Annotated in this window: 25 protein-coding genes and 1 tRNA gene; 8 read left to right on the forward strand and 18 right to left on the reverse strand. The window is 67.8% G+C overall.

Annotated elements, in window-relative coordinates; genetic code table 11:
* Positions 1-11 precede the first annotated feature (11 nt).
* Complete coding sequence (locus PV766_RS07745) at positions 12-1,646, forward strand: ABC transporter permease (RefSeq protein WP_064063040.1); 1,635 nt, start codon at positions 12-14, stop codon at positions 1,644-1,646.
* 3 nt (positions 1,647-1,649) lie between these two features.
* Here PV766_RS07745 and PV766_RS07750 read toward each other — a convergent pair whose 3' ends face one another.
* Complete coding sequence (locus PV766_RS07750) at positions 1,650-2,522, reverse strand: universal stress protein (protein WP_421096805.1); 873 nt, start codon at positions 2,520-2,522, stop codon at positions 1,650-1,652.
* A gap of 191 nt (positions 2,523-2,713) precedes the next feature.
* On the opposite strand from PV766_RS07750, the gene PV766_RS07755 reads away from it, so the two are divergent.
* Positions 2,714-3,244, forward strand: coding sequence for a flavodoxin domain-containing protein (locus tag PV766_RS07755; RefSeq protein ID WP_421096806.1), 531 nt, complete (start codon positions 2,714-2,716; stop codon positions 3,242-3,244).
* Between the two features lie 138 nt (positions 3,245-3,382).
* Here PV766_RS07755 and PV766_RS07760 read toward each other — a convergent pair whose 3' ends face one another.
* From PV766_RS07760 to PV766_RS07780, 5 genes are all read right to left on the reverse strand, one after another.
* The gene (locus PV766_RS07760; protein ID WP_421096807.1) at positions 3,383-3,832 is read right to left on the reverse strand and encodes a hypothetical protein; all 450 of its coding nucleotides are present in this window, start codon (positions 3,830-3,832) and stop codon (positions 3,383-3,385) included.
* A 154-nt stretch (positions 3,833-3,986) separates the two neighbouring features.
* A complete protein-coding gene (locus PV766_RS07765; protein WP_064063002.1) occupies positions 3,987-4,754 on the reverse strand; it encodes a glycerophosphodiester phosphodiesterase in 768 nt (255 codons plus the stop codon).
* Positions 4,754-6,139 (reverse strand): ABC transporter substrate-binding protein, encoded by a 1,386-nt coding sequence (locus PV766_RS07770; RefSeq protein ID WP_064063003.1) that lies wholly within the window; start codon positions 6,137-6,139, stop codon positions 4,754-4,756. The genes PV766_RS07765 and PV766_RS07770 overlap by 1 nt, the downstream gene beginning before the upstream one ends.
* A 37-nt stretch (positions 6,140-6,176) precedes the next feature.
* Positions 6,177-7,061 carry a carbohydrate ABC transporter permease gene (locus PV766_RS07775; protein WP_064063004.1) on the reverse strand — a complete coding sequence of 295 codons (885 nt, stop codon included), beginning with the start codon at positions 7,059-7,061 and terminating at the stop codon, positions 6,177-6,179.
* Entirely contained in the window at positions 7,058-8,035 is a 978-nt protein-coding gene (locus PV766_RS07780) for a carbohydrate ABC transporter permease (protein ID WP_064063005.1), read from the reverse strand. The genes PV766_RS07775 and PV766_RS07780 overlap by 4 nt, the downstream gene beginning before the upstream one ends.
* Before the next feature lie 315 nt (positions 8,036-8,350).
* On the opposite strand from PV766_RS07780, the gene PV766_RS07785 reads away from it, so the two are divergent.
* Positions 8,351-9,220: a DeoR/GlpR family DNA-binding transcription regulator gene (locus PV766_RS07785; protein ID WP_242496656.1), complete on the forward strand. Its 870-nt coding sequence runs from the start codon at positions 8,351-8,353 to the stop codon at positions 9,218-9,220.
* The gene (locus PV766_RS07790; protein WP_016933698.1) at positions 9,217-9,927 is read left to right on the forward strand and encodes an HAD family hydrolase; all 711 of its coding nucleotides are present in this window, start codon (positions 9,217-9,219) and stop codon (positions 9,925-9,927) included. The genes PV766_RS07785 and PV766_RS07790 overlap by 4 nt, the downstream gene beginning before the upstream one ends.
* Positions 9,928-9,967: 40 nt before the next feature.
* Here PV766_RS07790 and PV766_RS07795 read toward each other — a convergent pair whose 3' ends face one another.
* From PV766_RS07795 to PV766_RS07815, 5 genes are all read right to left on the reverse strand, one after another.
* On the reverse strand, positions 9,968-11,050 hold the full coding sequence (locus PV766_RS07795) for an ABC transporter ATP-binding protein (protein WP_016933699.1): 1,083 nt from the start codon (positions 11,048-11,050) through the stop codon (positions 9,968-9,970).
* 185 nt (positions 11,051-11,235) lie between these two features.
* On the reverse strand, positions 11,236-11,808 hold the full coding sequence (locus tag PV766_RS07800; RefSeq protein WP_064063008.1) for a hypothetical protein: 573 nt from the start codon (positions 11,806-11,808) through the stop codon (positions 11,236-11,238).
* Positions 11,809-12,168: 360 nt separating this feature from the next.
* Entirely contained in the window at positions 12,169-12,831 is a 663-nt protein-coding gene (gene lexA, locus PV766_RS07805; RefSeq protein WP_016934208.1) for a transcriptional repressor LexA, read from the reverse strand.
* Between the two features lie 77 nt (positions 12,832-12,908).
* Positions 12,909-13,442, reverse strand: a complete 534-nt coding sequence (locus PV766_RS07810; RefSeq protein WP_129976073.1) for a hypothetical protein — start codon at positions 13,440-13,442, stop codon at positions 12,909-12,911.
* A gap of 85 nt (positions 13,443-13,527) precedes the next feature.
* Positions 13,528-13,601 (reverse strand) — tRNA-Leu (locus PV766_RS07815).
* A 110-nt stretch (positions 13,602-13,711) separates the two neighbouring features.
* Between PV766_RS07815 and PV766_RS07820 the strand changes: the two genes are divergently transcribed.
* On the forward strand, positions 13,712-14,326 hold the full coding sequence (locus PV766_RS07820) for an ANTAR domain-containing response regulator (protein WP_016934206.1): 615 nt from the start codon (positions 13,712-13,714) through the stop codon (positions 14,324-14,326).
* A gap of 186 nt (positions 14,327-14,512) precedes the next feature.
* Positions 14,513-15,844: an ABC transporter substrate-binding protein gene (locus PV766_RS07825; protein ID WP_064063010.1), complete on the forward strand. Its 1,332-nt coding sequence runs from the start codon at positions 14,513-14,515 to the stop codon at positions 15,842-15,844.
* Between the two features lie 40 nt (positions 15,845-15,884).
* Here the strand turns inward: PV766_RS07825 and PV766_RS07830 are convergent, their stop codons facing one another.
* From PV766_RS07830 to PV766_RS07845, 4 genes are read right to left on the reverse strand one after another with little or no spacing between them, the layout of a single operon-like run.
* A complete protein-coding gene (locus tag PV766_RS07830) occupies positions 15,885-16,724 on the reverse strand; it encodes an ABC transporter ATP-binding protein (protein WP_064063011.1) in 840 nt (279 codons plus the stop codon).
* Positions 16,721-17,803, reverse strand: coding sequence for an ABC transporter ATP-binding protein (locus PV766_RS07835; protein WP_421096808.1), 1,083 nt, complete (start codon positions 17,801-17,803; stop codon positions 16,721-16,723). The genes PV766_RS07830 and PV766_RS07835 overlap by 4 nt, the downstream gene beginning before the upstream one ends.
* Complete coding sequence (locus PV766_RS07840; RefSeq protein WP_016934864.1) at positions 17,796-18,785, reverse strand: branched-chain amino acid ABC transporter permease; 990 nt, start codon at positions 18,783-18,785, stop codon at positions 17,796-17,798. Before PV766_RS07840 ends, PV766_RS07835 begins: the two co-directional genes overlap by 8 nt.
* Before the next feature lie 3 nt (positions 18,786-18,788).
* Positions 18,789-20,159: a branched-chain amino acid ABC transporter permease gene (locus PV766_RS07845; protein ID WP_421096809.1), complete on the reverse strand. Its 1,371-nt coding sequence runs from the start codon at positions 20,157-20,159 to the stop codon at positions 18,789-18,791.
* Positions 20,160-20,412: 253 nt separating this feature from the next.
* Between PV766_RS07845 and polA the strand changes: the two genes are divergently transcribed.
* Positions 20,413-23,136: a DNA polymerase I gene (polA, locus tag PV766_RS07850; RefSeq protein WP_421096810.1), complete on the forward strand. Its 2,724-nt coding sequence runs from the start codon at positions 20,413-20,415 to the stop codon at positions 23,134-23,136.
* Between the two features lie 80 nt (positions 23,137-23,216).
* Here the strand turns inward: polA and trxA are convergent, their stop codons facing one another.
* From trxA to PV766_RS07865, 3 genes are all read right to left on the reverse strand, one after another.
* On the reverse strand, positions 23,217-23,588 hold the full coding sequence (trxA, locus tag PV766_RS07855) for a thioredoxin (RefSeq protein WP_016691445.1): 372 nt from the start codon (positions 23,586-23,588) through the stop codon (positions 23,217-23,219).
* A gap of 140 nt (positions 23,589-23,728) precedes the next feature.
* Positions 23,729-24,736, reverse strand: a complete 1,008-nt coding sequence (locus tag PV766_RS07860) for a GlxA family transcriptional regulator (RefSeq protein WP_421096811.1) — start codon at positions 24,734-24,736, stop codon at positions 23,729-23,731.
* 229 nt (positions 24,737-24,965) lie between these two features.
* Complete coding sequence (locus tag PV766_RS07865; protein ID WP_421096812.1) at positions 24,966-25,484, reverse strand: 2'-5' RNA ligase family protein; 519 nt, start codon at positions 25,482-25,484, stop codon at positions 24,966-24,968.
* A gap of 37 nt (positions 25,485-25,521) precedes the next feature.
* On the opposite strand from PV766_RS07865, the gene PV766_RS07870 reads away from it, so the two are divergent.
* Positions 25,522-26,589: an isocitrate/isopropylmalate dehydrogenase family protein gene (locus tag PV766_RS07870; protein ID WP_421096826.1), complete on the forward strand. Its 1,068-nt coding sequence runs from the start codon at positions 25,522-25,524 to the stop codon at positions 26,587-26,589.
* The last annotated feature ends 22 nt before the right edge of the window (positions 26,590-26,611 follow it).

Genomic DNA, 26,611 nt, shown 5'->3' on the forward strand with positions numbered 1-26,611 from the left:
CCGGATCCGTCATGAGTGCGGCATTCGTCGGAACCGGCCACCTGATACGGCTCGCCGCGCGCCGCGACCGGGTGCAGCTGCCGGTGTGGCTGGCAGCGATCACGGTCGTCTACACGGTGTCGGTGTCGAGCCTCGAGGGTTTGTATCCCACGCAGCAGGATCTGCACGTGCTTGCGGTGAGTTCTGCGGTCTCGCCGGTGGTGCTCGCCACCAACGGTCTGGTGTCGGGGGACAGCCTGGGGGCGGTGGTCGCCGCGCAGACGCTGTTGTTCCTCGCGCTGGCCGCCGGATTGATGAGCACGCTGGCGATGGTGCGGCACACGCGGCAGAACGAGGAGACCGGTCGAGCGGAGTTGGTGGGCGCCAACGTCGTCGGCCGACGCGCGATGCTCACCGCAGCTCTGGCCGTCACCGCCGGGGCGAATCTGGCGCTGGCGGTGCTGTCGAGCGTCGTGTCCATCGCTTTCGGATTGCCCGTGGACGGATCCGTGGCCCTCGGTGTCGCAACCGGTGCCGCCGGTCTTGCCTTCGCGGCCGTCGCCGCTGTGACCGCCCAGATCGCCGAGGGAGCTCGGGCGGCGAACGGGCTCGCCGGTGCCGCCCTCGGCGCGGCTTTCCTGCTGCGTGCGATCGGTGACAGTGCCGGCACGGTGGATCCGTCCGGTGTTCGCGTCACGAGCATGTGGCTGTCGTGGCTGTCGCCGATCGGATGGGCCCAGCAGATCCGGCCGTTCGACGCGAACGCATGGTGGATCCTGCAACTGTTCGTGGTGTTCGTGGTCGTGATGGTCGGGCTCGCATATGCCCTGACGGAGCGACGGGATTTCGGTGCCGGATTGATGCAGTCGCGTCCGGGACCTGCCCGTGCGGCCGAGCGGTTGCCGACGGCCTTCGGTCTCGCCTGGCGGCTGCAACGCACCACGCTGCTGTGGTGGGCGGTCGGTCTCGTGATCCTGGCTGCGACCTACGGCAGCGTGGCCGACGAGATGAACGACTTCCTCGACGAGGGCGGCGGGGTCGCCGACCTCATGAAGCAGCTCGGAGGCGGTGCGGAAGCGCTCACCGACGCGTACTTCGCCATGACCTTCCTGATGATGGCGTTGTTGACGAGCGGCTATGCGGTGCAGTCGATTCTGCGGTTGCACGGTGAGGAGACCTCCGGCCGTGTGGAATCGGTGCTCACCACCGCCCTGGGGCGGGTGCCGTGGGTGCTCACCCATCTCGTCGTCGTGGTGATCGGTGTGCTGATACTGCAGCTCCTCGTGGGGATCGTGCTGGCACTGACATACGGTGCGGCGATCGGCGACGTCGCCGGTCCGTCGGCCGATCTGCTTCCGGCGGCACTCGTGTACGTGCCGGCGATCGCGCTGGTCGCAGCCACGGCCGTGCTGTGCGTCGGGGCGCTTCCGCGTCACGGCGCGGCCGTCGCATGGGGACTCTTCGCGGTCTGGCTGCTCATCGGGCAGCTCGGGGTACTGCTCGATCTCCCGCAATTCGTGCTCGACCTGTCGCCGTTCACACACGTACCGGCGCTCCCGGCGGCGCCGTTGCGGATCCTGCCGCTCGCTGTCCTGTCGGTGCTTGCGGCAGCCACCGCGACGGCGGGGGTGCTCGCGATGCGCCGCCGCGACCTCGTCCTCCACTGATGTCTAGGGGGCGACCATCACCGGGCAGGTCACCGTGTGCAGCAGCGCCCAGGTGGTCGACCCGAGCAGCAGGTTGGGGAATCCGCCTCGTCCGCGACGGCCGAGGACCAGCAACTGCGCGTCGGCCGCGTGCGACGCCAGATAGCGGGAAGGCTGGTCCAGGACCACCACCGGCCGCACCGTGACGTCGGGGAACTGTTCACCGTGCCCGGAGAGGTTCTCCGACAACAGTGCTCGCTCCCGGTTCTCCACACTGTCCCAGTCGATCCTGAAGCGGAAAGGTGCCCGCACGTCGAGATCGGACCAGGCGTGGACGGCCACGAGCTCGGTGCCGCGCAATGCCGCCTCCTCGAACGCCGCAGCGATGGCGCGGGAACTGTGCTCCGAACCGTCGACCCCGACCACGACCGGCCCGGAGATGTCGTTGATCTCGACGTGCGGCAGGTCCCGCACGACCACTGCAGGAGCGTGCGTGTGCGTCACGAGCGCCGTACCGACCGACCCGAACCGCTCCCAGCCGAACCGGTTGTAGCCGGCACCGACGACCACCATCGACGCCGACTTCGAGCGGTCGACCAGTTCGAGGGACGGAGAACCGGTGCACAGGTGGGTTTCGATGTCGAGTTCACGATCGGGGACCGCGCGGCGCGCATACTCGGCGGCGTCGAGAAGTAACTCGCGTCCTTCGGACTCTTCCTGTTCGAAGAAGCCGGCGGGCATACCGATGGGAACACCGAAGGTGTTGCGGACCGACACCGTGGTGACCAGTGCCAGCGGTAGCCGGCGGCGGTCGGCTTCGCTGGCCGCCCAGGCCACGGCCTGAAGGGACGCTTTCGACCCGTCGACTCCGACGACGACGGAGCGATGTGCGGACATGGCGACCACCTCGGGAATGTCCGGGCTACGGGGGCACTGTCAGTACACGCTCGTATCCATCGGTCGCACTAGAGTCGACGGTCCCGAGTCGATCGGAACGGGTGACCAAAGGCCCTCGTGGGCAGCCGACTCGATGTTCACACTGAGAACTACGAAGGGCACCGAATGCCACTACACCCGAAAGGCCTGACATGTCCGTCCTGGTCGGTTACGCGACCGCCGGAGGATCGACGCGCGGGGTCGCCGAGCGCATCGCTGCGGGGCTGGAGCGTGGCGGTGCGGTGGAACTTCGAGCGTTGACCGAGGTCGACTCGGTGCGGAAGTACGAGGCTCTGATCCTCGGAAGTGCGATCCACAACGGCCGATGGCTGCCCGAGGCCACCGCAGCCGTCGACCGGTTTCGCGCGGAACTCGCAGGGCGGCCTCTGTGGGTCTTCTCGGTCTCGTCGGTCGGGGCGACGAGCACGACCCTGTCGCCCCGGCTCGCGGGACGTCTGCGCCGGATGACTCCCGAACCACAGGCGGTCCAGGCTCTCCGCTCATCCGCGGATGTGCGCGACCACCGGTTCTTCGCAGGAGCCATCGCCCCCGGAGATTGGCCGGGAGTGGGGCGGATCGTCTTCCGTCTGATGGGCGGACACTACGGCGACGCCCGCGACTGGGACGACATCGATGCGTGGACGGGACGGATCCGGGCAGGACTCGTCGAGAACACGCCGTGATCAGGGCGGATCGGTGCCGTCCGGGTCCGGCGACGATGTGACGGTGCTCGGTTGGACAGGTTCGCGCGCGCCCTGGTCGAACCGGAACGGCGGGTACTCGTCGCGCATCAGCGCGGCATACGCCCAGACCCGGAACAGTCACCGATCGATGCCCATCACGACGTCGAACAACCCCCGCGGGTAGGCGCCGGTGAACAGCACCGCCACCGCGGCGAACAACACCAGGACGCCCAGCAGTGAGCCGAAGGCCCAATTGCTGTTGCCGGCCGGATCGTCGTTCCCGTCGTCGGTCGCGATGCCGACGAACACCGCCTGTGTGGGATCGGCTGCGGTGGCGCGCACCGACAGTCGGCCGATGTCCTCGCCGCGCAGCCCCGACGGAGTCTGGTCGTCGGTGACCAGGTCGAGTCGTTCGGTGACCAGCGCGTGTGTCTGCGTCCGGAAGGTCTCCGTGGGCCCGGTGAGGAATCCGCCGTCGCGCTGGAGGACGAGGAACCATCCCGGTACGAGCGCTCCGACCGCGGCAGGGGCGCCGAGAAGCGCGAGGAGAGTTCCGACGACCAGCATGATCACTCTGCCGACGTTCATCGATCCGTCCTCCGGACAATCGTGGCGGCCCTCGACGTGCGATTCGTTCACGATAGCTGTCGTCCGGGACGGATCTCCAGCAACGCTCGGTCGCCGCAGCCCAGGTGGACGTGGCTGTCCGGCTTCTCGCCGGCGAACGAGAAGCCGGACAGGGTCAGAGGGCGAGTTCCGCTCGGGCGCGGCTCAGCCAGTCCATCGCGGCGCGGGGGTCGTCCACTGTTCCTCCGCCGAAGCCGAGCACGAGACCGCGTCGCAGCTCCTCGAACGTGCGGACCGGCCAGCCGCCCATCTCGTATCCGGCGTCCTGGATCCGGGTGACGAGGTCGTCGGTCAGCCCGTCCCAGCCGCAGTAGAACGCCTCGGCCTCGACCTCGGCGAGCACCTGTTCGATTCCACCGGGATGTCGTTCCGCATCGGGCCACCCGTGCGTGATCAACCCGCGCGGGACGTGCGGCGCAAGCACGAGCATCCGGTGCAGGGCTTCGGGCCGGAAGCTCGTGAAGCGGATCCGCGGGGTGTCCTCCGGACGATCGGCTATCGCCGCGGCGACAGCCTCGCACGCCTCGACGGCCTTGATCTCGACCTGCAGGAACACGGTCGTGGCGTCGAGGACCTCGGTCAGGGTGGGCACGTGGCGGCCCTCGCCGACGTCGACGGCCCGGATGCGCTCGTAGGCGAGTTCCGCGACAGGACCGAGCCCGTGGGCGGAGGGGTCGACCGCGGTGCGGTCGAGGGTCGCGTCGTGCAGCACGACGGGCACACCGTCGGCGGACACGCGTACGTCGAATTCGAGTTCGTGGACTCCGATCTCCTCGGCGAGCCGGAACGATTCGATGGTGTTCTCGGGGGACAGATCCTTGGCGCCGCGGTGCCCGACGACGTGGTAGACGGCGCGATCGGGGGTCGATCCGGTGGTGGTCATCAGGCGACGAGCTCCTCGTAGCGGCTGCGGATGTCCTCGGTGTCGCGCCGGATCACCGTTGCGGCGGCGGCGAGCGCGGCGGCCGGATCGGCGTTCTCGGTGTAGAGCTTCTGGATCACGGTGCGCATCTCGAGGATGGTCGACGACACGTACCGGCGGACCGCGTCGGGCTGGCGGGCACGGTCGAGTTGTTCCACGGCCAGGCCGTAATTGGGGTTCTCGGCAATGCGGCTCGTGACGATCGGAGACGTCGTCGCCCCCTTCGTCGCCGGCAGGTACCCGGTGCCGACCGCCCATTCTGCTGCCGCGTCGTCGCCGGCGAGGAACTCGATCACCTTGGCTGCGGCCGCCTTCCGCTCGGGGTCGGCGTGCTTGAGGATGCCGAGCCCGGCACCGCCGGTGGGCACACCGGTGTCCTGTGCGACGGGAAGGAAACCGGCTCCGAGCTCGAACCCGGCCGCTTCGGCGCCCTTCGTCAGACCGCTCAGCGAACCTGTCGAGTTGCAGACGGTGGCCACGAGCCCGTTCGTGAAGTCGGTGTTCATCTCCTGGGCGAGATAGCCGATCCGGTCGTCGTTGACACAGGCGCGGTCGAACTCGGCGGCGGCGATCGCGGCTGCGGAGTCGACGGTGACGTCGAGCCCGTCGGAGATCGAGCCGCCGAAGTTCCACAGCAGCCCCTGCATGTACCAGTCGTCGGCGCCGGTGTAGGCACGCATCATCAGCCTGTTGCCGCGGTAGTCGCGCCCGGTGATGCGATTGCCCCACTCGCGGAACTCGTCCCAGGTCTCGGGTGCGCGATCGGGCAGACCGGCGTCGGCGAAGATCTCCTTGTTGTAATAGAACAACGGTGTCGACCGGCCGAACGGAACCCAGAACGCTTCGCCGCGCACGACGCCCTCCTGGAAGAGGCGGTCGTGGTAGGTGCCGGCGTTCCACGTGTCGGTGAAATAGCCGTTCATCGGTTCGAGATGCCCGGACAGGAAGAATTTGTTCCACGACACATCCGAGAAGATCGCCAGGTCGGGGATCTGGCGGGCCTGCAGACCGGCCGAAAGTTTCTCGGTGAGTCCGTCGTAGCCCTGGAACTGCTGGATCTCGACGTAGATGTCGTTCTGCGATTCGTTGAAACGGCGGATCAGCGACGCGAGGACCTCACCGTTCGTGCCGGCCCAGCCGCTCCAGAAGACCACATCGGTACGCCCGGCGAACTCACCGGGTGGATTCACATCGGGCTGACCGAACGAACCGGACGACCCGCCGGCAGGCGAGCCGCACGCGGCCAGGATGGGAACGGACGCCGCGGCGATTCCGGCCACGGCCAGGAAACGACGCCGGCTGAGCGACGCAACCGGTGCAGTGTTTCGTCGGATGGACGGGAACATGGATTCTCCTCGAAGGGGATTCGTGGGGGAGGGGAGGTCAGCGCCGCGTGGCGGCGCCGGCGAAACCGGCGATGATGTAGCGCTGGGCGAACAGGAACAGCAGGAGCATCGGCAGGATCACCAGGACGGTGCCGGCCATGATCGGACCCCACTGGTCGACACCTTCGGTCTCCTTGAGGAACATCAGACCGATGGGCAGGGTGCGGGCCTGCAGGGTGTTGGTCACGAGCAGCGGCCAGATGAAGTCGTTCCACTCGTCGATGACCGCGATCAGCGCCACCGTGACGACGGCGGGGCGCGACATCGGAAGAACGAAGTGCACGAGGCGGCGCAGATGGCCGCACCCGTCGAGTTCCGCGGCCTCGAGTACTTCTTTCGGTAGTGCCAGGAAGTGCTGGCGCAGAAGGAAGGTCCCGAAGGCGCTGGCGAGACCGGGCAGGAAGATGCCCGCATAGGTGTTGATCAGGCCGAGGTTGCCGATGGTGATGTAGTTGATCAGCAGGGTGACGTGACCCGGCACCATGAGCGCGCCGAGCACGGCGAGGAAGAAGATCCTCTTGCCGGGAAAACGCAGGAACGCGAAGGCGTAGGCGCTGAAGACCGCGAGCAGCACCTTCAGTGTCGATCCGGCCGCCGTGACGATCAGCGAGTTGACGAAGAACTGTCCGAAGGGCACAGCCTCCCATGCGCGGGCCAGATGCTCGAGTGTGATCGTCGACGGAATCCATTGCGGCGGCCACGAATAGATCTCGTGTTCCGGCTTGAACGCCGAGGAGACCATCCAGTAGAAGGGGACGAGGAAGACCGCGGCGACGACGACGAGCCCGACGACGGTGAGGGGATTGCCGACTCGTCGTCGGCGGAGACGGCGGCCGGGCTTCGTGCTGCGTTCCCGGGAGGGGCGTTCGACGGTGGTGATCATCGGTAGTGCACCTTCTTCTCGACGAAGCGCATCTGCAGAACCGTGACGACCATGAGCAGGACGAACATGATCATCGCGCCGGCCGCGGCGGATCCGGCCTCGAACTGCCGGAATCCCTCGTTGTAGATGAACCAGCTCAACGTGGTGGTCGCTCCGGCCGGTCCGCCGCCGGTCATCATCGCGATGAGGTCGAACGACTGGAACGCGCCGATCACCTGGGTGACGAGGAGGAAGAACGTCGTGGGGGAGAGCAGGGGCAACGTGATGTGCCGGAAGGTCTGCCACCGCGACGCGCCGTCGAGTCGCGCGGCCTCCATCACGTCCCGGGGGAGCGCCAGGATCGCCGCGAGATAGACGATGGCGACGAACCCCACTCCCTTCCAGATGGCCACGATGATGAGCGCGGGCAGTGCCCAGCCGCTCGAGGTCGTCCAGTGCGGGGAGTCGAGTCCGAAGGTGTCGAACAGGATGCGGGACAACCCGTAGTTGGGATCGAACAGGAACAGCCAGATGGCGGCGACCGCGGCACCGGAGAGGATGTGGGGAGAGAATGCCAGTGCCGAGACCGCCGACCGCCCGCGGGTTCCGGAGGCGAACAGCAGGGCCAGTGCGAGGCCGCCGGTGAGGCTGATGCCGACGACGGCGAGGACCCAGATCGCGGTGATGCGAAGAACTCTCAGGAACGACGGGTCGCTCAGCAGGGTGACGTAGTTGTCGAGGCCGACGAAGGTGGGGGACGGCGCGATCATGTCCCACCGCGTCAGGCTCAGCGCGGCGTTACCGAGCACCGGCCAGTAGGCGAACACGACGATCAACGCGAGATTGGGGAATGCGAACAGCGCGAACAACAGGTACTCGCGCCGTTTTCGGGCGCGGGCGCGTTCGGGCCGCCGGGCCGGGGGAGTCGCTGGGGCGACGGGCGCCACCGCTGCCCGCACGGGTGTGTCGGGAGCGCGCTGGGCGGTGACGGACATGTCCGCCCTCCTTCCGAATTATCAACGAACTGTTATCTCCAACGTGGGATGACGATCATGGTGGCACTGCCGACGGAGGTGGTCAAAACGGATGCCGGCGCTTCCGGCGCACGTGCACGGTATGCCGAGATATGCGCTTCAAGCTTGTGTTGCAACGGGATTCGTGTGAAGCGCGGTCGTCACTCGTGGTGGGTGTCAAGTTCCGTTGGGTCGGGATCCGGCGAAGTTTCCCTTCGTGTTCATGGCCCGTTAATCACATGAAAAGTGATATAAACAGCGTCACCGATCCCCGATTCGATGATGGAGGCGACCGCCGTGCACTCGAGAGCCATCAGCACATCACGCCAGGAACGGCTCGACGCGATCATCGAAGTGCTGCTCGCCGACGACACGACCTCGGCGCAAGTGCTCGCCGAGACCTTCGGTGTCTCGCTCATGACCGTCCACCGCGATCTCGACGAACTCCAGCGGCGCGGCATCGTCCGCAAGTTCCGCGGTGGAGTCAGTGTGGCGCGTACGAGCACGTACGAGATCAGTGCCGCGCTGCGCCGACGCCTGGCAGTACCGGAGAAATCTGCGATCGCCGCAGCGGCGGCCCGGACGGTGACGCCCGGAAGCTCGATCCTGCTCGATGATTCGACCACCGTGGCGACCATGATCGACCACCTGCTCGACATCGAGGACCTGCACGTGGTCACCAACTATCTGCCCACCCTCACCCGTCTTGCGCGTGCCGCCACCGGAGCGGGAAGCAGCACCGTGACGGGGCTCGGAGGCACCTACAACGTGGGTCACGAATCGTTCCTCGGGGTCGGCGCCGTGAACGCGATCCGGGCGCTCCGCGTCGATGTCGCCTTCCTGTCCACCACGACGGTCGACACGGCAGGCCTCTACCATCAGGAGGAATCGATCGTGGCGGTCAAGTCCGCCATGATCCGCTCCGCGCGCCGCAGTGTGCTGCTGGCCGATTCGACCAAGCTCGGCGCCACGTCACTGCACCGCATCTGCGACTGGGATGTCGTCGACGAGCTGATCACCGATACCGCGGCTCCCGTCGAACTACTCGACACGATCCGTGCGCGCGGGGTGCGGGTGATCACGGTCGACCCCGATCGGACCGAGAACGCTACCGCCTGCTCCGAACGAGAGCAGGGCGCCGAAGAATACGACGAGGAGAACACGTGAGCCAGACGGACACCGACCGGACACCGCGGGTGCGGACCGATACCGGCGTACATGCCGTGCTGTGGGACATGGACGGCACGCTCGTCGACACCGAACCGTACTGGTTCCGGGCCGAGACCTCGCTCACCGCCGAACACGGCGTTCCGTGGACGCACGAGCAGGCGACCGCTCTGGTGGGCAACTCGCTGCCCACGTCCGCTGCGATCCTGCGGGAGGCCGGCGTCGGCCTCGGCATCCGGCAGATCATCGACACCCTGGTCGATTCGGTGATCGACCAGGTCCGGGAAGCCGTGCCGTGGCGGCCCGGCGCCCGGGAACTGCTCGCCGAGATCCGGGAGGCCGACGTCCCGTGTGTCATGGTCACGATGAGCGAGCGAAAGCTGGCCTCCGAGATTCACCGGCTCCTGCCCTCCGGCACCTTCGAATTCGTGATCAGCGGCGACATGGTCGAGCGCGGAAAGCCCGATCCGCAGCCCTACGATCTGGCCGTGGAACGACTCTCCGCGACCCGCGGAGTCCTCTCGCGTGAGCGGATCGTGGCCATCGAGGACTCTCTACCTGGTCTCGCGTCGGCCAAGGCGGCGGGTGTGGTGACCCTCGGCGTGCCGAACATGGTGGCGTTGCCCGACGGTCCCGGTCACACGTTGTGGCCGACACTCGAAGGTCGTGGTCTCGCCGACCTCCGCCACTTGCTCGACGCGGGCTGACAGTGGCGGCGGGACCCACGCGGGTCCCGCCGCGGTCGGTCTATGCGCTCAGCCGAAGACCGGTGACCCCGTCGAAGAGGTGCACCGCCGACGCATCCGGACGCACGCGCACCGTCGTGTCCACCGCAGGATGATCGTTTCCGTCGGTGCGCACGGTGAGCGGGTACGAGTGCTCCGCACCGATCACCCGCCCGTACAGATAGGCATCGGCACCGAGAACCTCCACGGCATCGACGATCATGTCCACACCGTCGGCATCCCCGGTGAGTTGCGCGGATTCGGGTCGAACGCCCACCGTGACCTGCCCGCTCGTGACCGCCCGCACTATCGTCCGCTCCACGGGAACGACGGTGCCCGCGAAGTCGACACCACCGTCGACGAGCGGAAGGTCGAACAGACTCATGGCAGGTGACCCGATGAACCCGGCGACGAACCGGTTCGCCGGACGTTCGTAGAGTGCGCGCGGCGTATCGACCTGCTGCAGGATGCCGCCGTCGAGCACTGCGACGCGGTCGCCCATCGTCATCGCCTCCACCTGATCGTGTGTGACGTACAAGGTCGTGACGCCGAGACGGCGTGTCAGCCGCGAGATCTCGTTCCGGGTCTGCACACGCAGCTTGGCATCCAGATTCGACAACGGCTCGTCCATGAGGAAGACCTGCGGATTGCGGACGATGGCGCGTCCCATCGCCACCCGCTGTCGTTGCCCGCCGGACAGTGCGGCGGGCCTACGCCCGAGATACGGTTCGAGATCGAGCATGCGCGCTGCCTCCGTGATGCGGCGGGTGCGTTCGTCTTTTGACACCCCGGCGATCTTCAGAGCGAATCCCATGTTCTCGGCGACGGTCATGTGCGGATAGAGCGCGTAGTTCTGGAACACCATCGCGATGTCGCGTCGCGAGGACTCGACATCGGTGACGTCGGTGTCGCCGATGAACAGATGCCCCGCATCGATCTCCTCGAGACCGGCGAGCATGCGCAACGAGGTCGTCTTGCCGCAGCCGGACGGGCCCACGAGCACGAGGAACTCGCCGTCGGCGATGTCGAGGTCGAGCGCGTCGACCGCGGGACGCGGCGCACCGGAATAATGCCGGGTGACGCCGTCGAAGGTAACTGTTGCCACGAATATTCCTCTCACGGGCAGGAACGTGCCCGACGATCCGAAGTGAAGAGACGTCCGAGACGGACCGATGCATCACATCGGGTCTGCGTGAACGGCATGCAGCGTCGATCCGAACGGGATATGGACCGCGTGAGAGGAGTGCGTGGAGACCGTTCGAGCGCCGGGACTCCGAGTGCGTTACGTGATCAGCGAACGGTGTTCGTCGGTCGGTCCGCACCTCGTCGCGCAACGATGTCGTCGAACGCATCGATGAGCCCGGCGGGATACCAGCGGGAATTCGTATCCGCCGTGGTGGCGACGAGCAGGAGTTGCCGTTCGCTCGCGCCGGTCGCGATCGCCGCGAGCCGCTCCCGCCCCTCCTCGTCGAGCGCTGCGACCGTCGCCGCGAGGTCGGCGACGAGAAGCACGCGCGGGGGTCCGACGATCGGGGAATCGAGTGCGGCCACGACGCGGGTGATCTGCTCGGCGGTCGTGGCCCAGCAGATCGGCCCCGAGGGAAGCGGGGCCGATCCTCCGAGCCAGCGATGCCTCCGATGAGGGTCGACGACGACGAGATCGTGCGTGTCGCCGGTCAGTGTCGTCATGGCGATCAGATCGAGCGACACGCTGGGTACCGAGCGGCGCTCGTCGCGGTGGATCAGCAGGTGCCGTCCGGCGGAGAGATCCCACGAGACGGGTGTGCCGTCGCTGTCGCGCCCGAACGGGATCGTCGTCCGGCATGCGGTGATCCGCCGGGGGAGTCCACGAGCGGATCGCATCGGGACGGAAGACCGGCACGATCGAGGTGTGGGCGGCATGGCGGGCGTCGGCATGGCGGTTCCGTTTCGTATCGCTGGGTTCGGAGCGAATCCCGGACGGCAGAACTGTAGAGGGGGCCACCGACAGGAACGTTCGAGTGCAGGTCGCCGCCCCGAGCAGTACGCAGATCTCGTTCGGTCACACCCCGAGCGGTCTGCGGACCGGCACCGCGAACGAACACGCGTCCCGTGGGTGTGTCGATCGTCGAGATGTATCCGGCCGAATACGTCCTCACCTACGGTGACCCCGCGGACCATGCGGACGCGACCGAGATGATCCGGTCGTCACCGATCCGACCTGCGGCCGACCTCGGCAGGGGGTCAGATGCGGCGCATGACGGACACGACCGTGCCCAGCACGATTGCCTCGTCACCGTCGAGGACGGGGTACGCGGAGTTCCGGGGTTCGAGGTAGACGTGGCCGCTGCGGCGCCGGTACACCTTGACCGTCGCTTCGCCGTCGATCATCGCCGCGACGATCTGCCCGGAGTGGGCCTCGTGCTGTCGCCGAACCACCACTGTGTCACCGTCGCAGATCGCCGCATCGACCATCGAATCGCCGCGCACACGCAACGCGAAGACGGTGCCGGAGCCCACCAGATCGCGAGGGAGCGTGAGCAGATCTTCGGTGTGCTCCTCGGCGAGAATCGGTGCGCCCGCAGCGATGTCGCCGACGACCGGCACGGTCACGGTGTCGTCGGACGCTCGTTCCCCACCGGGTGATCCGAGGAACGGACGTACGTCGAGCTGTCGGGCCACGGCGCTGCCGCGACGCAGGAAACCCTTCTCTCCGAGGCTTTTCAGATGCTTCGAGACCGTCGACGTCGACCGCAGACCCACCGAATCGGCGATCTGCCGGGTGCTCGGCGAAGACCCCTGAGCGACGATCCAGTCCCGGATCGCGGCCAGGATCTGCTGCTGGCGCAGCGGCAGGGAAGCAGGGTCGAGGCCCCCGAACATGTCGAACTCGTCGTAACCGGTCACCCGGCGAATCGTAGTGGGCGAGACGAACTCGGCTCGCTGCGGGCAGAGACCCGTACGAGAGAGCGGATCAGGCGCCGCTACGCCGTCTCCGCCAGCTCCGAGGAAGTGCCGGCAGACGAACCCGGTCCGTTCTGCAGCTGCTCCATGGCGCGGCGTTCCCGCAACGCACGGACGAGCTGTCGGTCCTGCATCTCCGCCGGATCGACGGACAAGGCCGGAATCGAGAATCCGACCAGGGCGCCACCCAGCAGGGCGAGAGCCACCCGGAGCGAGTCGTCCTCCCGGATGTTCAGGACGAGTTCCAGGAGCGCGAGGGCGCCGACGACGACGAGTGCGACTCCGGCCAGAGCCAGGATCCGGCGCACTCGAGGCTTCGGGCGCGATCCCGGCGGCAGCGGCATCGACCGGGCCGCCAACTGCCACAGCCTTGCGTCGATGCTCTCCCGGACGGGACGCTTGCGGAACTCGTCGCCGAGTGCGTTGTAGATGGCGAGATCGGCTGCGATCCGGGTCCGGAGGTTTCGGCGGCCCAGCTCGCGCGTCAGACGCACGACTGCCCATGACACTGTCCCGGTGACGAGTGCGACGACGACAAGAACCCAGATACCCACGTCGGAACATTACGACAGGGAGGAAGGAATCGGCGGGAGGCGGGCTGCTTCCCGCGGCCGCGCCGCGCCGCGGAGTGAAAAGCGGTGCCCCCGGTGAGACTCGAACTCACACTGGACGGGTTTTGAATCCGTTTCCTCTGCCAATTGGGATACGGGGGCGTTGCGGACACCACTGTAGAGGATCGGGCGAAGCGGGCGCGCACCGGTACCCTTTCTTACGTTCCACTCCCGCACCCGGGGACCGCCAGTACCGAGGGGAAGGCCCGACCATGACCTCCGCGCCGCACGACAGCACACCAACTCCTCGTCGGGTCGTCGTAGCGGAAGACGAGGCCCTGATCAGGCTCGATCTCGTCGAGATGCTGCGCGAAGAGGGCTTCGAGGTGGTCGGCGAGGCGGGCGACGGACAGCGTGCCGTCGAACTCGCCGACGAGCTCCGCCCCGATCTGGTGATCATGGACGTCAAGATGCCGCGTCGCGACGGCATCGACGCCGCGTCCGAGATCGCACAGCGCCGCATCGCCCCTGTGGTCATTCTCACAGCCTTCAGCCAGCGCGAACTCGTCGAACGCGCCCGCGACGCAGGCGCTATGGCCTACCTCGTCAAGCCGTTCTCGAAAAGTGATCTCGTGCCCGCCATCGAGGTGGCCGTGAGCCGTTTCTCCGAGCTGCGCGAGCTCGAGCGCGAGGTGCAGGGTCTCAACGAACGCTTCGAGACCCGCAAGCTCGTCGACCGGGCCAAGGGTCTGCTCATGGAGAAGCACGCGATGACCGAGCCGGAAGCGTTCCGGTGGATCCAGCGGGCGGCGATGGACCGCCGCACCACCATGAGGCAGGTCGCCGTCGTGGTTCTGGAGACCCTCGGGGGCGACACCACCGAGTAGCTGCCCGAACCGGTTTCGCGTGCTCACGGCGCCGTGCCGCGTTACCGCCACATCACATCTCCGCTCCGCAGATAACGGTCGTATCACAAGGATTTCGGCACGGTTCACGGGGTTCGTCCGACCGCTATGTTTCGACCACATCCGGAATCCGCCGGATGCGGTGTCAGGCGTTCGAAGGAGAGTTGAATGGCAAGACGGACTCTGGTCCGCGCCGTAGCGGTACTCGGTGCTGCGACGCTCGCCCTCGCCGGGTGCAGTTCGGACGGTGACGATTCGACGTCCGGCACGTCGGCCGGCGACGACGGATCGGCGGCCGCGACGACCGTCGAGACCGACTGCGAACCGCAACAGGCCACAGCCGGGACGACTCCCGCCACAGGACCGCTGAAGATCGGCACGATCCTCCCCGAGACCGGCAGCCTCGCCTTCCTCGGCCCGCCCGAGGTCGCCGCCGTCCGACTCGCCGTCGACGAGATCAACGCCGCCGGCGGGGTTCTCGATCAACCGGTCGAACTGTTCCCCGGCGATTCCGGCGATACGACGACCGACACCGCGAACACCACCGTCGACCGACACCTCGCCAACGGCACCCAGGTGATCGTGGGCGCCGCGTCGTCGTCGGTCTCGCTCAAGGTGATCGACAAGATCGTCAGCGCCGGCGTCGTGCAGTTCTCGCCGGCGAACACGTCCGACCAGTTCGTCTGTTATCCCGACCGCGGGTTGTACTTCCGTACCGCCCCGACCGACGTGCTCCAGGCTCAGGCGCTCGCGCAGTTGATCGCCGAGGACGGAGCGCAGCGCGTGTCGATCCTGGCGCTGAACGACCCGTACGGCACCGGACTCGCCGAGAACACCGTGACCAACCTCGTCGACGCCGGTATCCCGGAGGACCAGATCCAGAAGATCATCTACGACCCCAACGCGCAGTCGTTCAACGCGGAGGTCGACCAGGTGGTCAACTTCGGACCGGATGCGGTGGCGCTCATCGGGTTCGAGGAGTCGGCGAAGATCATCACCCGCATGCACGAGGTCGGCATCGGCCCGTCCGACGGCACGGCCGTGTTCGGCGTCGACGGCAACATGGGTAATGCGCTGGGCGAGAACGTCGCCGAGGGACTGCTCGACGGCATGGCCGGCACCACGCCGCTGACCGACACCGGGGAGGAGTTCCGGCAGCGGCTGCTCGGTGTCGATCCGGCTCTGATCGACTTCAACTACGCCGGTGAGTCGTACGACGCCGTGGTGGTCTCGGCGCTGGCCGCAGTGCAGGCGGGGTCGACCGCCGGGGTGGACATCGCCGCGAACATCAACTCGGTGACCCGTGACGGGCAGAAGTGCACCAGCTACCAGCAGTGCCTGGATCTTCTTCGTACGGGTGAGGACATCGACTACGACGGTGCCACCGGCGAACTCAGCTTCGTGGACGCGGGCGAACCGGGTGTGGGCTCGTACGGCCGACTCGTGTTCGGTCCCGACAACACACTGACCACCGAGGACTACATCGTGGTCGGGGAGTGACCGGAAGGTCGTGTGCGAAGGGGTGGCCGCCGATGGGCGGTCACCCCTTCGGCTTCTCCCGGCTGCCGGCGAGAGTACCGAGATACAGTTCCACGACCTTCGGGTCGTGCAGCAGATTCGTGCCGGTGTCGGTGTAGGCATTGCGGCCCTGGTCGAGAACGTAACCACGGTCGCAGATCTGCAGGCAGCGCCGCGCGTTCTGCTCGACCATGATGATCGAGACCCCAGCGGCGTTGATCTTCTTGCAACGGATGAAGACCTCGTCCTGGAACATCGGCGACAGTCCGGCCGACGGCTCGTCGAGAAGCAGCACCGACGGCTCCATCATCAATGCCCGCCCCATCGCGACCATCTGCCGTTCACCGCCGGACAGTGCCCCCGCCTTGACCTTCCGGCGCTCGGCGAGCAGTGGGAACAGCGACGCCACCCGCTCGAACTGCTTCTCGAACGCCTTGGGGCGCAGATAGATCCCCATCTCGAGGTTTTCCTCGATGGTCAGTGAGGGGAACACGTTCTGCGTCTGTGGTACGTAGCCGATCCCTTTGCGCACGAGGACGTGTGCGGGTGCCGACGTGATCGCGTCCCCGCCGAGCGTGACGGTACCGCTGCGGATGGGGATGAGACCGAACAACGCCTTGAGCAGAGTGGACTTGCCGGCACCGTTCGGGCCGATGATGCCCACGATCTCACCGTCGCGCAGGTAGAAGTTGCAGCCGCGCAGGATGTCCACCCCGGGGAAGTAACCGGCCACGAGATCGTCGGCGCGCAGGAGTGCGTCGGCCGCGAGGCGGGCATGCTCCTCCGGGGACGCCGCACGTTCGGCCGGCGTCGTGCCGGTGGGCGTCGTGTCGGTCGGACCAGGACGGATGTTGTCGCTCACGGCTTCTCCACTGTTCTCGCCGTCGAGTCCGTCGACGCGGCATCGGCCGGATCGCCTCCGGCTCCGGCATCCGACAGGTCGCCTCCGGCTTCGGGATCCGACAGGTCGCCTCCGGCTTCGAGGGTCTGCGCCTCCGCGTCGGCGAGGGCGTCGGCGAGTTCGGCGGTCGCGCCCACGGGATTGCCGTCGTCGTCGAATTCGAGCGCCTGGTCGTGGTGACTGCCGAGATAGGCGTCGACCACGGCCGGATCGGACGACAACGCGTCCGGGGGTGCCTCCGCGATCACCGAGCCCTGCGCCATCACCACCACCCAGTCGGAGATGTCGCGGATGACGTCCATGTCGTGCTCGACGAACACCACCGTCGTCCCGTCGTCGCGCAGGGTCTTGATGTGCCCGAGCAGACTCTGTGTGAGCGCCGGATTGACCCCGGCCATCGGCTCGTCGAGCATGACGACGGTCGGCTCGGTCATCAACGCCCGTGCCATCTCGAGCAGTTTGCGCTGGCCGCCGGACAGTGAACCGGCGAAGTCGTCGGCCTTCGCCGCCAGACCGAAGCGGTCGAGCAGTTCGTGCGCGCGTGCGGTGATCTCGCGTTCCTGCCGGCGCCACGTCCACGGCAGCAGCGCACCGGCCATGCGCTCCCCGGTCTGGTGCCGGGCGCCGAGGCGGACGTTGTCGAGGACGGTCATCTTCGACAGTGCCTTGGTGAGCTGGAAGGTGCGCACGATCCCGCGGCGTGCCACCTGATGGGGGTGGAGTCGGCCGAGCGGGACGCCGTCCATCGCCCACGTGCCGGTGTCGGGCCGGTCGAAGCCGGTGAGGAGATTGAACAGAGTGGTCTTGCCGGCGCCGTTCGGGCCGATCAGGCCGGTGATGCAGGAGCGCTGGATCTCGAGATGGCCGACATCCACGGCCGTGAGGCCCCCGAAGGTGCGGCGCAGGTCGTCGACGACGAGGATCGGGTCGGGCTTGGCGACGCCGGGCGTGCGGGAGACGCCGGCGAACAGGACGGCGCGTTCGTCCGCGCCGAGTACCGTCCGGGACGGCTGCGGGTCGGGTCGGATCGTGTCAGGCATCGAGTTGCACCTTCCGCTTGCTTCCCAGGATGCCTTGTGGCCGGAAGACCATCATCACCGCGATGAGAACGCCGAGCAGTACGTACCGCATCGCGCCGACCTGCTGTTCGGTGAGGGGAAGCAGCGGGTCGGGCCCGGCGATCGCCTGTCGCAGGAAGGCGTCCGGGAGGGTGAGCAGGAACCAGAACACCATCGCACCGAGCACCGGTCCGAAGACCGTTCCCGCCCCGCCGAGGATGAGTGCGCCGAATGCGAAGAAGGTCTGTGCCGTCGAGTAGAAGTCGGGGTTGATCGACTTGGTCTGCAGCGCGTTGAAGATTCCGCCGAGGCCGCCGATCATGCCGCCGAGCACGAGGGCCTGCATCTTGTAGGCGAAGACGTTCTTGCCGAGTGCGCGGGCCGCGTCCTCGTCTTCGCGCACCGCTTCGAGGACCCGTCCCCACGGACTGTGGGAGAGGAGGTGGACCAGACCGCACAGCAGCAGCACGAGCGTCCACCCGACGACCATCGCCCACAGGTCGTCGCCGTAGAACCGCATACCGAGCAGGTTGTACTGGCGACTCGAATCGAACGGGCTCAGGGAGGTGAACGGCTCGGCGAATCCCCACAGGCCGCGGGTGGAGCCGGTCACCGAGTCGGACGCGGTGGAGCGGAACATCAGGCGCAGGATCTCCGCCGCGGCGATCGTGGCGACGGCGAGATAGTCGGCGCGCAATCGCAGGGTGGGGATACCGAGGACCAGGGCGAGCAGACCTGCCAGGGCGAGGCCTACGAGGATGCCCACCCACAACGGCTGGTCGTAGGTGACGGTCATGATGCCCACGCCGTAACCGCCCAGCAGTGCGAAGCCGATCTGCCCGAAGTTCAGCAGGCCGGCGTAGCCGTAGTGCAGGTTCAGCCCGATCGCGAGCAGAGCGTAGAAGATCGCCGACGGGCCGATGAGCTGGGCGAAGGAAACCTGGAGTACCGCAACGATATCCATGGGTCACCCGATCCTTGTCCGACTGCCGAGGATGCCCTGGGGGCGGATGACCAGGATGACGATGAGGACGAGCAGGCCGCCGATGTACTTCAGGTCCGGATTGATCACGAGGGTGGACAGCTGGACGAGCAGGCCCACCACGACGCATCCGACCAGCGCGCCGTAGGCGGTACCGAGACCGCCGAGGATGATGCCGGCGAACATCAGCAGCAGCAGCTTGAAGCCCATCTCCCACTGCACGCGCCCGCCGAGCTCCGACAGGCCGAAGAGCACACCGCCGAGTGCGGCGAGCCCGCCGCCGAGCCCCCACACGAAACGGATGACGTGTTCGACGTCGATCCCCGACGACGCCGCGAGGTCGCGGTTGTCGGCCACGGCGCGCATGGCCTTGCCGATCCGGGTGCGCTGCAGCAGCAGTGCCACCCCGACGAGCACCACCAGGCTGATCACGATGCACGCGAGGTTGACCGGTGTGATCGCGATCGGCCCCCACACCAGCTGTTGCTGGGCCTGGTAGTCGTCGAACGCCTGTGTACGGTCGGAGAAGAAGGCCAGGATGAGATAGCGCAACGAGATCGCGAGCCCGATCGACACCACCAGCTGCGCGATCAGGCCGGTGTGGCGCCGCCGGAGCGGAGCCCAGATCAGCGTGTTGTTGAGCAGGCCGATGACGATGCCGACGAGCACCGCCAGGATCGTGGCCGGTATCAACCGGATGCCGAGCGTGACATTGAAGATCCACGCCGCGACCGCCCCGAGGGTCACCAATTCTCCGTGGGCGAAGTTCGTCAGGCCCGTGGTGCCGAAGATGAGGCTCAGGCCCACCCCGGCGATGGCGATGACCAGGCCGAAACGCAGACCGTCGACGATCGTGCGGATCAGCGTCTCGCTCCAGGCCACCGTCGAGCCGGTGCGGGCCTCGCCGAACGAGAAGATCACCGTGTTCGCCTGTCCCGGCGCCACTTCACGGGTGACGGAGGTCTGGACGGTGACGTCGTCGGGCAGACTCCCGGTGTCGACCTCGAAGACGTAGGTGCCGGGTGGGACGGTGAGTTTCCAGCGTCCGCCGTCGGCCGACTCGGCCTCCGCGACCACCTCGCCGCCAGTCGTCGTCGCACGGACGACGACGCCGTCGAGACGTTCACCGGCATTGTTCAGCGTGCCGCGGACGGTCACCCCTGCCGCGGGCTCCTCGTCGGGGGACGCCGGTGCCGTGGTCGCGGGCGGGGAGGGTGGATCCGGTGGATCCTGCGCGGAGGAGAATCCGGCGCCGAGAAGGACGAACAGGACACCCGTGAGCGTGACGAGTACGGCGCGAACCGATCGGCGGAGTGTCGACGTCGGTGGTCGCCGACATCCCGAGGTTGGGGCCACGCGGGTCCTCCCGGTCGGTGCGCTGTCATCGAGCGCGGCGCCGCGCCCGAGGCGTCATCCGAACAGGGATGACGCCGGACTACGGTGTCGTGAGAGGGGACTCTAGCGGCTGCGACGCGCCTCGAGGGAAAAATTGGATCACCCGGACGTTTCGGTCTCGTTTCTTCGGTTCACGAGCGTTCGCAGATATCGGCGGGACGCAGGTCGGGCGGTGTGGCCGACGCTGTCGCCCTCGGTCCCTAGACTGGCACGCGTGACCCGTGCATCCACTTCCGCGACGTCCATCGCGGCCACCGACGACCGCCCGACCCTGCTGCTCCTCGACGGCCACTCGCTCGCGTTCCGCGCGTTCTACGCGCTGCCCGCCGAGAACTTCAAGACCCACAGCGGGCAGACCACGAACGCGGTCTACGGGTTCACCTCCATGCTCATCAACCTGCTGCGCGACGAACAGCCCACGCATGTCGCGGCGGCATTCGACGTCAGCCGCAAGACCTTCCGCGCCGAACTGTTCGCTGCCTACAAAGCTCAGCGCAGCGCCGCGCCCGACGACTTCAAGGGCCAGATCGACCTCACCAAGGACGTCCTCGGGGCGATGGGGATCCCGGTGATGGCGATCGAGGGTTACGAGGCCGACGACATCATCGCCACGCTCGCCACGCAGGCGCATGCGCGAGGCTTCAAGGTGCTCGTGGTGACGGGCGACCGCGACGCGCTCCAGCTCGTCAACGGCGAGATCACCGTGCTGTACCCGCGGCGCGGCGTCTCCGACCTGACGCGCTTCACCCCCGAGGCGGTGGAGGAGAAGTACGGGCTCACCCCCGAGCAGTATCCCGATTTCGCGGCGCTGCGCGGCGACCCGAGCGACAATCTGCCCGGCATCCCCGGTGTCGGTGAGAAGACCGCCGCGAAGTGGATCCGGGAGTACGGAAGCCTGAGCGGACTGGTCGACCGCGTCGACGAGGTGCGCGGGAAGACCGGCGACGCGCTGCGCGAGAATCTGTCCAACGTGCTGCTCAACCGGCAGCTCACCGAGATGGTGCGCGACGTGGCGGTGCCCTACACCCCCGAGCAGCTCGCGCTCGCCCCGTGGGATCGCGACCGGATCCACCGCCTGTTCGACGATCTCGAGTTCAAGGTGCTGCGCGACCGGCTGTTCGAGACGCTCTCGTCGGCCGAGCCCGAGGCCGAAGAGGGCTTCGAGGTGCGCGGCGGAATCGTCGAGCCGGGTGCCCTCGGGGACTGGCTGACCGAACATGCTCCGGCGGGCCGACGGCACGGCCTCGCCGTGGTGGGCACCGGCACCCCTTACGGCGGCGACGCGACCGCGATAGCCGTCGCCGGTGCCGACGGCGAGGGTGCCTACGTGAGCACCGTGGCGCTCACCCCGGAGGACGAGAACGCCCTCGCCGCGTGGCTCGCGAATCCCGCGGTGGAGAAGGCCGTGCACGAGGCGAAGCCCGCCATCCACGCCCTGCGCGGTCGTGGCTGGTCGCTCGCCGGCATCACCAGCGACACGGCGCTCGCCGCCTATCTGGTGCGGCCCGGGCAGCGCTCGTTCAAGCTCGACGACCTGTCTCTGCGCTACCTCAAGCGTGAGCTCCGGGTGGAAGACACCGGGGCGCAACAACTCTCGCTGCTCGACGACGAGGACGCGGCCGACGCGCAGGCGGCCGAGACCCAGATCCTCGCCGCGCGCGCCGTCGTCGACCTCGCCGCATCCCTCGACACCGAACTCGGAGACATCGAGTCGGGGCGGCTGCTCACCGAGATGGAACTGCCCCTGCTCGAGGTCCTTGCGGACCTCGAGGCCACCGGCATCGCCGTCGACGCGACACAGCTGCACGACCTGCAGTCCGAGTTCGCGGCCCAGGTGGCCGCGGCCGCGAACGCCGCCTACGAGGTCATCGGCAAGCAGATCAATCTCGGTTCGCCGAAGCAGCTGCAGGTGGTGTTGTTCGACGAGCTCGAGATGCCGAAGACGAAGAAGACCAAGACCGGATACACCACCGACGCCGACGCGCTGCAGAACCTGTTCGACAAGACGGGTCACCCTTTCCTCGAACATCTGCTCGCGCACCGTGAGCACACCAAGATGAAGACCACCGTCGACGGGCTGATCAAATCCGTCGCCGACGACGGCCGCATCCACACCACCTTCAACCAGACCGTCGCGGCGACGGGCCGGCTCTCGTCGACCGAGCCGAATCTGCAGAACATCCCGGTGCGGACCGAGGCCGGTCGCCGGATCCGCGACGGCTTCGTCGTAGGCGACGGCTTCGACGTGCTGCTCACCGCCGACTACAGCCAGATCGAGATGCGCATCATGGCGCACCTGTCGGCCGACGAAGGACTCATCGAAGCCTTCCGCACCGGCGAGGACCTGCACACCTTCGTGGCGTCGCGCGCGTTCGGGCTGCCGCTCGAGGAGGTCACACCGGAACTGCGTCGCCGGGTCAAGGCGATGTCCTACGGCCTCGCCTACGGGCTCAGCGCCTACGGGCTGGCGCAGCAGCTGAAGATCTCCACCGACGAGGCCCGCGAACACATGGAGGCCTATTTCACCCGCTTCGGCGGCGTGCGCGACTACCTCTACAACGTGGTCGAGGAGGCCCGCAAGGTCGGCTACACGTCCACGTTGTACGGCCGCCGGCGGTACCTTCCCGACCTCAACAGCGACAACAGGCAGCGCCGGGAGATCGCCGAACGCGCCGCGCTCAACGCCCCCATCCAGGGCACGGCCGCCGACATCATCAAGGTCGCGATGATCGACGTGCAGAAGGCGCTGAACGAGGCGGGGTTGCGGTCGCGGATGCTGCTGCAGGTGCACGACGAGCTCGTGCTCGAGGTGGTCGAATCCGAACGCGAGCAGGTCGAGGCGCTCGTGCGCGACAAGATGGACTCGGTGATCGAGCTGTCGGTGCCGCTCGAGGTCTCGGTCGGCTACGGCCGCAGCTGGGACGCCGCCGCACACTGAGCCGTACAGGAAGACCGCGACGCACGGACGACGACGCCCGCCCCCGAATGCCGGGAGCGGGCGCCGTCGATGCGAGTGGGTCAGCCCTGCTCGGCGCGAGCCTCGGCGATCTGCTTGCGCACATCGTCCATGTCGAGGTTCTTGACCTGCGAGACCAGATCCTCGAGCGCGGCAGGCGGAAGAGCACCGGCCTGGTTGTAGACGAGGATGCCTTCGCGGAACGCCATGATCGTGGGGATCGAGCGGATGTTCGCCGCTGCCGCGATGGCCTGCTCGGCCTCGGTGTCGACCTTCGCGTGCACGACGTCGGGGTGTTTGTCCGACGATGCCTCGAAGGTGGGGGCGAACTGCTTGCAGGGGCCGCACCAGTCGGCCCAGAAGTCGACGAGCACGATGTCGTTGCTCGTGACGACCTCGTCGAAGTCCTGCTGGGTGAGAGCCTTGGTTGCCACGGAAATCCTTTCGGTCGGGCGTGTCGACGGGTCCAACATCCGGCCGCAGTTGTTTCTTCCCGTCACGTCTTCCTTCCGCCCACGCTACGTGACGGCACCGCGTCGGGGGACGCGTCGAGACGGGCGAACCGAGGGATGCGTCACACGCTCACCGGCTCGAGGGATCGGCGGAACGTACGGCGATAGGCCTGCGGCGTCGTCTGGCGCAACCGCAGGAAATGCCGACGCAACACCGCTGCGGTGCCGAACCCGACGCGGTCGGCCACCACGTCGACGGGCAGGTCGGTCTCCTCGAGAAGCCGCTGAGCGGCCAGGACCCGCTGGTCGCGGAGCCAGCGCGCGGGGGTGACCCCGACCTCGGCGACGAACCGCCGCGCGAACGTGCGCGCCGACATGTGCGCCTTCTGTGCCAACGCGGCCACCGGGAGTTCCCGGTCGAGGTGCTCGCTCATCCAGTCGAGCAGAGGCGCGAGCGACTCGTCCTTGCATTCGGGCAGCGGCATCGCGACGTACTGGGCCTGCCCACCGTCGCGATGCGGCGGCACGACCATGCGCCGGGCGATCGTGTTGGCGACCTGCGCCCCCTGCACGGTGCGCACGATGTGCAGGCACAGGTCGATGCCGGCCGCGGTGCCTGCGGCGGTGAGGACGGGATGGTCGTCGACGTAGAGCACGTCCCGGTCCACTTGCGCCGTCGGATACATCCGGGCGAGGCGATCGGCGTGCATCCAGTGGGTCGTGCAGCGGCGCCCGTCGAGCAGTCCCGCCGCGTCGAGGACGAACGCGCCGGTGCACATGCTCGCCACGCGCGCACCCCGGTCGACGGCGGCGCGCAGCTTCGCACACAGCGGTTCGAGGCGCTCGTCGTCGAGACCGATGCCTTCGCTGTCCACCGCGGGCAGCAGGATCAGGTCGGCGTCGTCGAGCAGATCGAGCATGTGGGGCACGTCGATGGTGTAGCCGAAGCGGGTGCGCACGGGCTCGGTGCTCGCGGCGACGAGGTGGAAGTCGTAGGTGGGCAGGCCGTCGTCGGAGCGGTCGAATCCGAACACCTCGCACGCCACGCCGAGCTCGAACGTCTCGACGTAGGGGAGGAGGGGGACGACCACCTTCTCGAGCCGGCCGCTGATTTGCGGTGTTCCGGACACGGCAACGAGTGTGACAGCGCAGTGGCAGAAAATCGAGGTTTCCTGACGATTCTGCCACTGTCGGGCCGGGTCCCGCCGCAGCAGACTCGACGCATGATCCTGCTGGCCCTCGTACTCCTGGCGATCTTCCTCCTCCTCGACGTGCTCGCGCTCACCGATCGCACGCCCGACACCCATCGGGAAGTGACGCAGTTCGGCAACTGTCGCTTCTGAACCATCTGCTCACCGCTCAGGTGAGCAACCACTCTCGCTTGGCGTCGCCGTCCCAGCGCCGCACTCCCGCGCTCGAACCGGTCGGTTGCCGTTCCGGGCTCTGCGCCGCCACGATCGCCGTCCCGACCCGTGCGGCCGGCACTCTCCGCGCCAGGGTGACGTGCGGTGTCCACTCACCCGGACGGATGTGCGCCGGGATCCCCGGGCATCCCGAGAGCGCCTCGAACACCCGCGCCTGGAGTTCGAGCAGTTCGATCGACGGCACGACCACGCGGGCGAGCGTCGTGTACGGGCCGCCGAAGATCACCACACCACCGAGCCGGAGCGTGATCCGCCGGACCCTGATCGCGGCCCGCACCGCATCCTCGAGTTCCGGCGGTACGGAGTGGGCGACGAACAGCGTGACGTGCGGACGGTTGGACTCGGAACGGACGCGTGCCTGACTGTGCAGGCCCGCATCGAGCAGCCGGATCCACTCGTCGCGCACCGCCGCGTCGAGCGAGGTGTCGAGGAGGAGTTCCACCGACTGGACCACGGTAGGCAATGATGACGGGGTGACCGACGACACCGCAATGCTCCACCGCCACCGCATCGGACTTCTCGAGGGCGACGGCATAGGCCTCGAGATCGTGCCGGCGACCCGCACGGTCGTCGACACCGCCGTCGCGGCGGCCGGGGTCGCGATCGACTGGGTGCCGTTGCCGGTGGGTGCCACCGCGATCGACACCCACGGCAGTCCCCTGCCGCAGGCGACTCTCGACACCCTCGCCGAGCTCGACGCGTGGATCCTCGGCCCGCACGACAATGCCTCCTACCCACCCGAGTTCCGGGGTCAGCTCACGCCGGGCGGACGGATCCGCAAACACTTCGACCTGTACGCGAACATCCGGCCCGCCTCCGCGTTGCCCGGGGTGCCGTCGGTCTCGCCGAGGATGGATCTCGTCGTCGTCCGGGAGAACACCGAGGGCTTCTACGCCGACCGCAACATGGCCGTCGGCAGCGGCGAGTTCATGCCCACCCCCGACATCGCCCTCGCGGTCGGGGTGATCACGCGCGCTGCCTGTGAACGCATCGCGCACACCGCCTTCGACCTCGCGTCGCGTCGCCGCAAGCGCGTCACCATCGTGCACAAGGCGAACGTGCTCTCCCTCACGACCGGCCTGTTCCGGGACGTGTGCCAGGAGGTGGGGCGTCTCTACCCGAGCGTCACCGTCGACGACCAGCACGTCGACGCGATGGCCGCGCTGCTCGTGCGCCGCGGCGCGGAGTTCGACGTCATCGTGACGGAGAACATGTTCGGCGACATCCTGTCGGACCTCGCGGCCGAACTGTCCGGCTCGCTCGGCACCGCGGCGTCGATCAACGCATCGCGCACGAAGGCCATGGCGCAGGCCGCGCACGGCGCGGCACCGGACATCGCCGGGCAGGGCCGTGCCAATCCGATCGCGCTGATCCTGTCCGCCGCCATGCTTCTCGACCGTCTCGGTGCCCGAGCGGACATCGAGTTCTCCGCCGCCGCCCGCAACATCGAGGACGCGGTACGCGCGACGGTCGCGACGGGTGTCGCCACCGCCGATCTCGGTGGCACCGCCTCGACGGACGAGTTCACCGCCGCCGTCGTCGCTCGCCTCGAGGCCTGAGCTTCGGTTTGCGTTCGCCCCC

Origin of the sequence: Rhodococcus sp. As11 (assembly GCF_048957735.1) — a bacterium.
Lineage (GTDB): Bacteria > Actinomycetota > Actinomycetes > Mycobacteriales > Mycobacteriaceae > Rhodococcus > Rhodococcus gordoniae.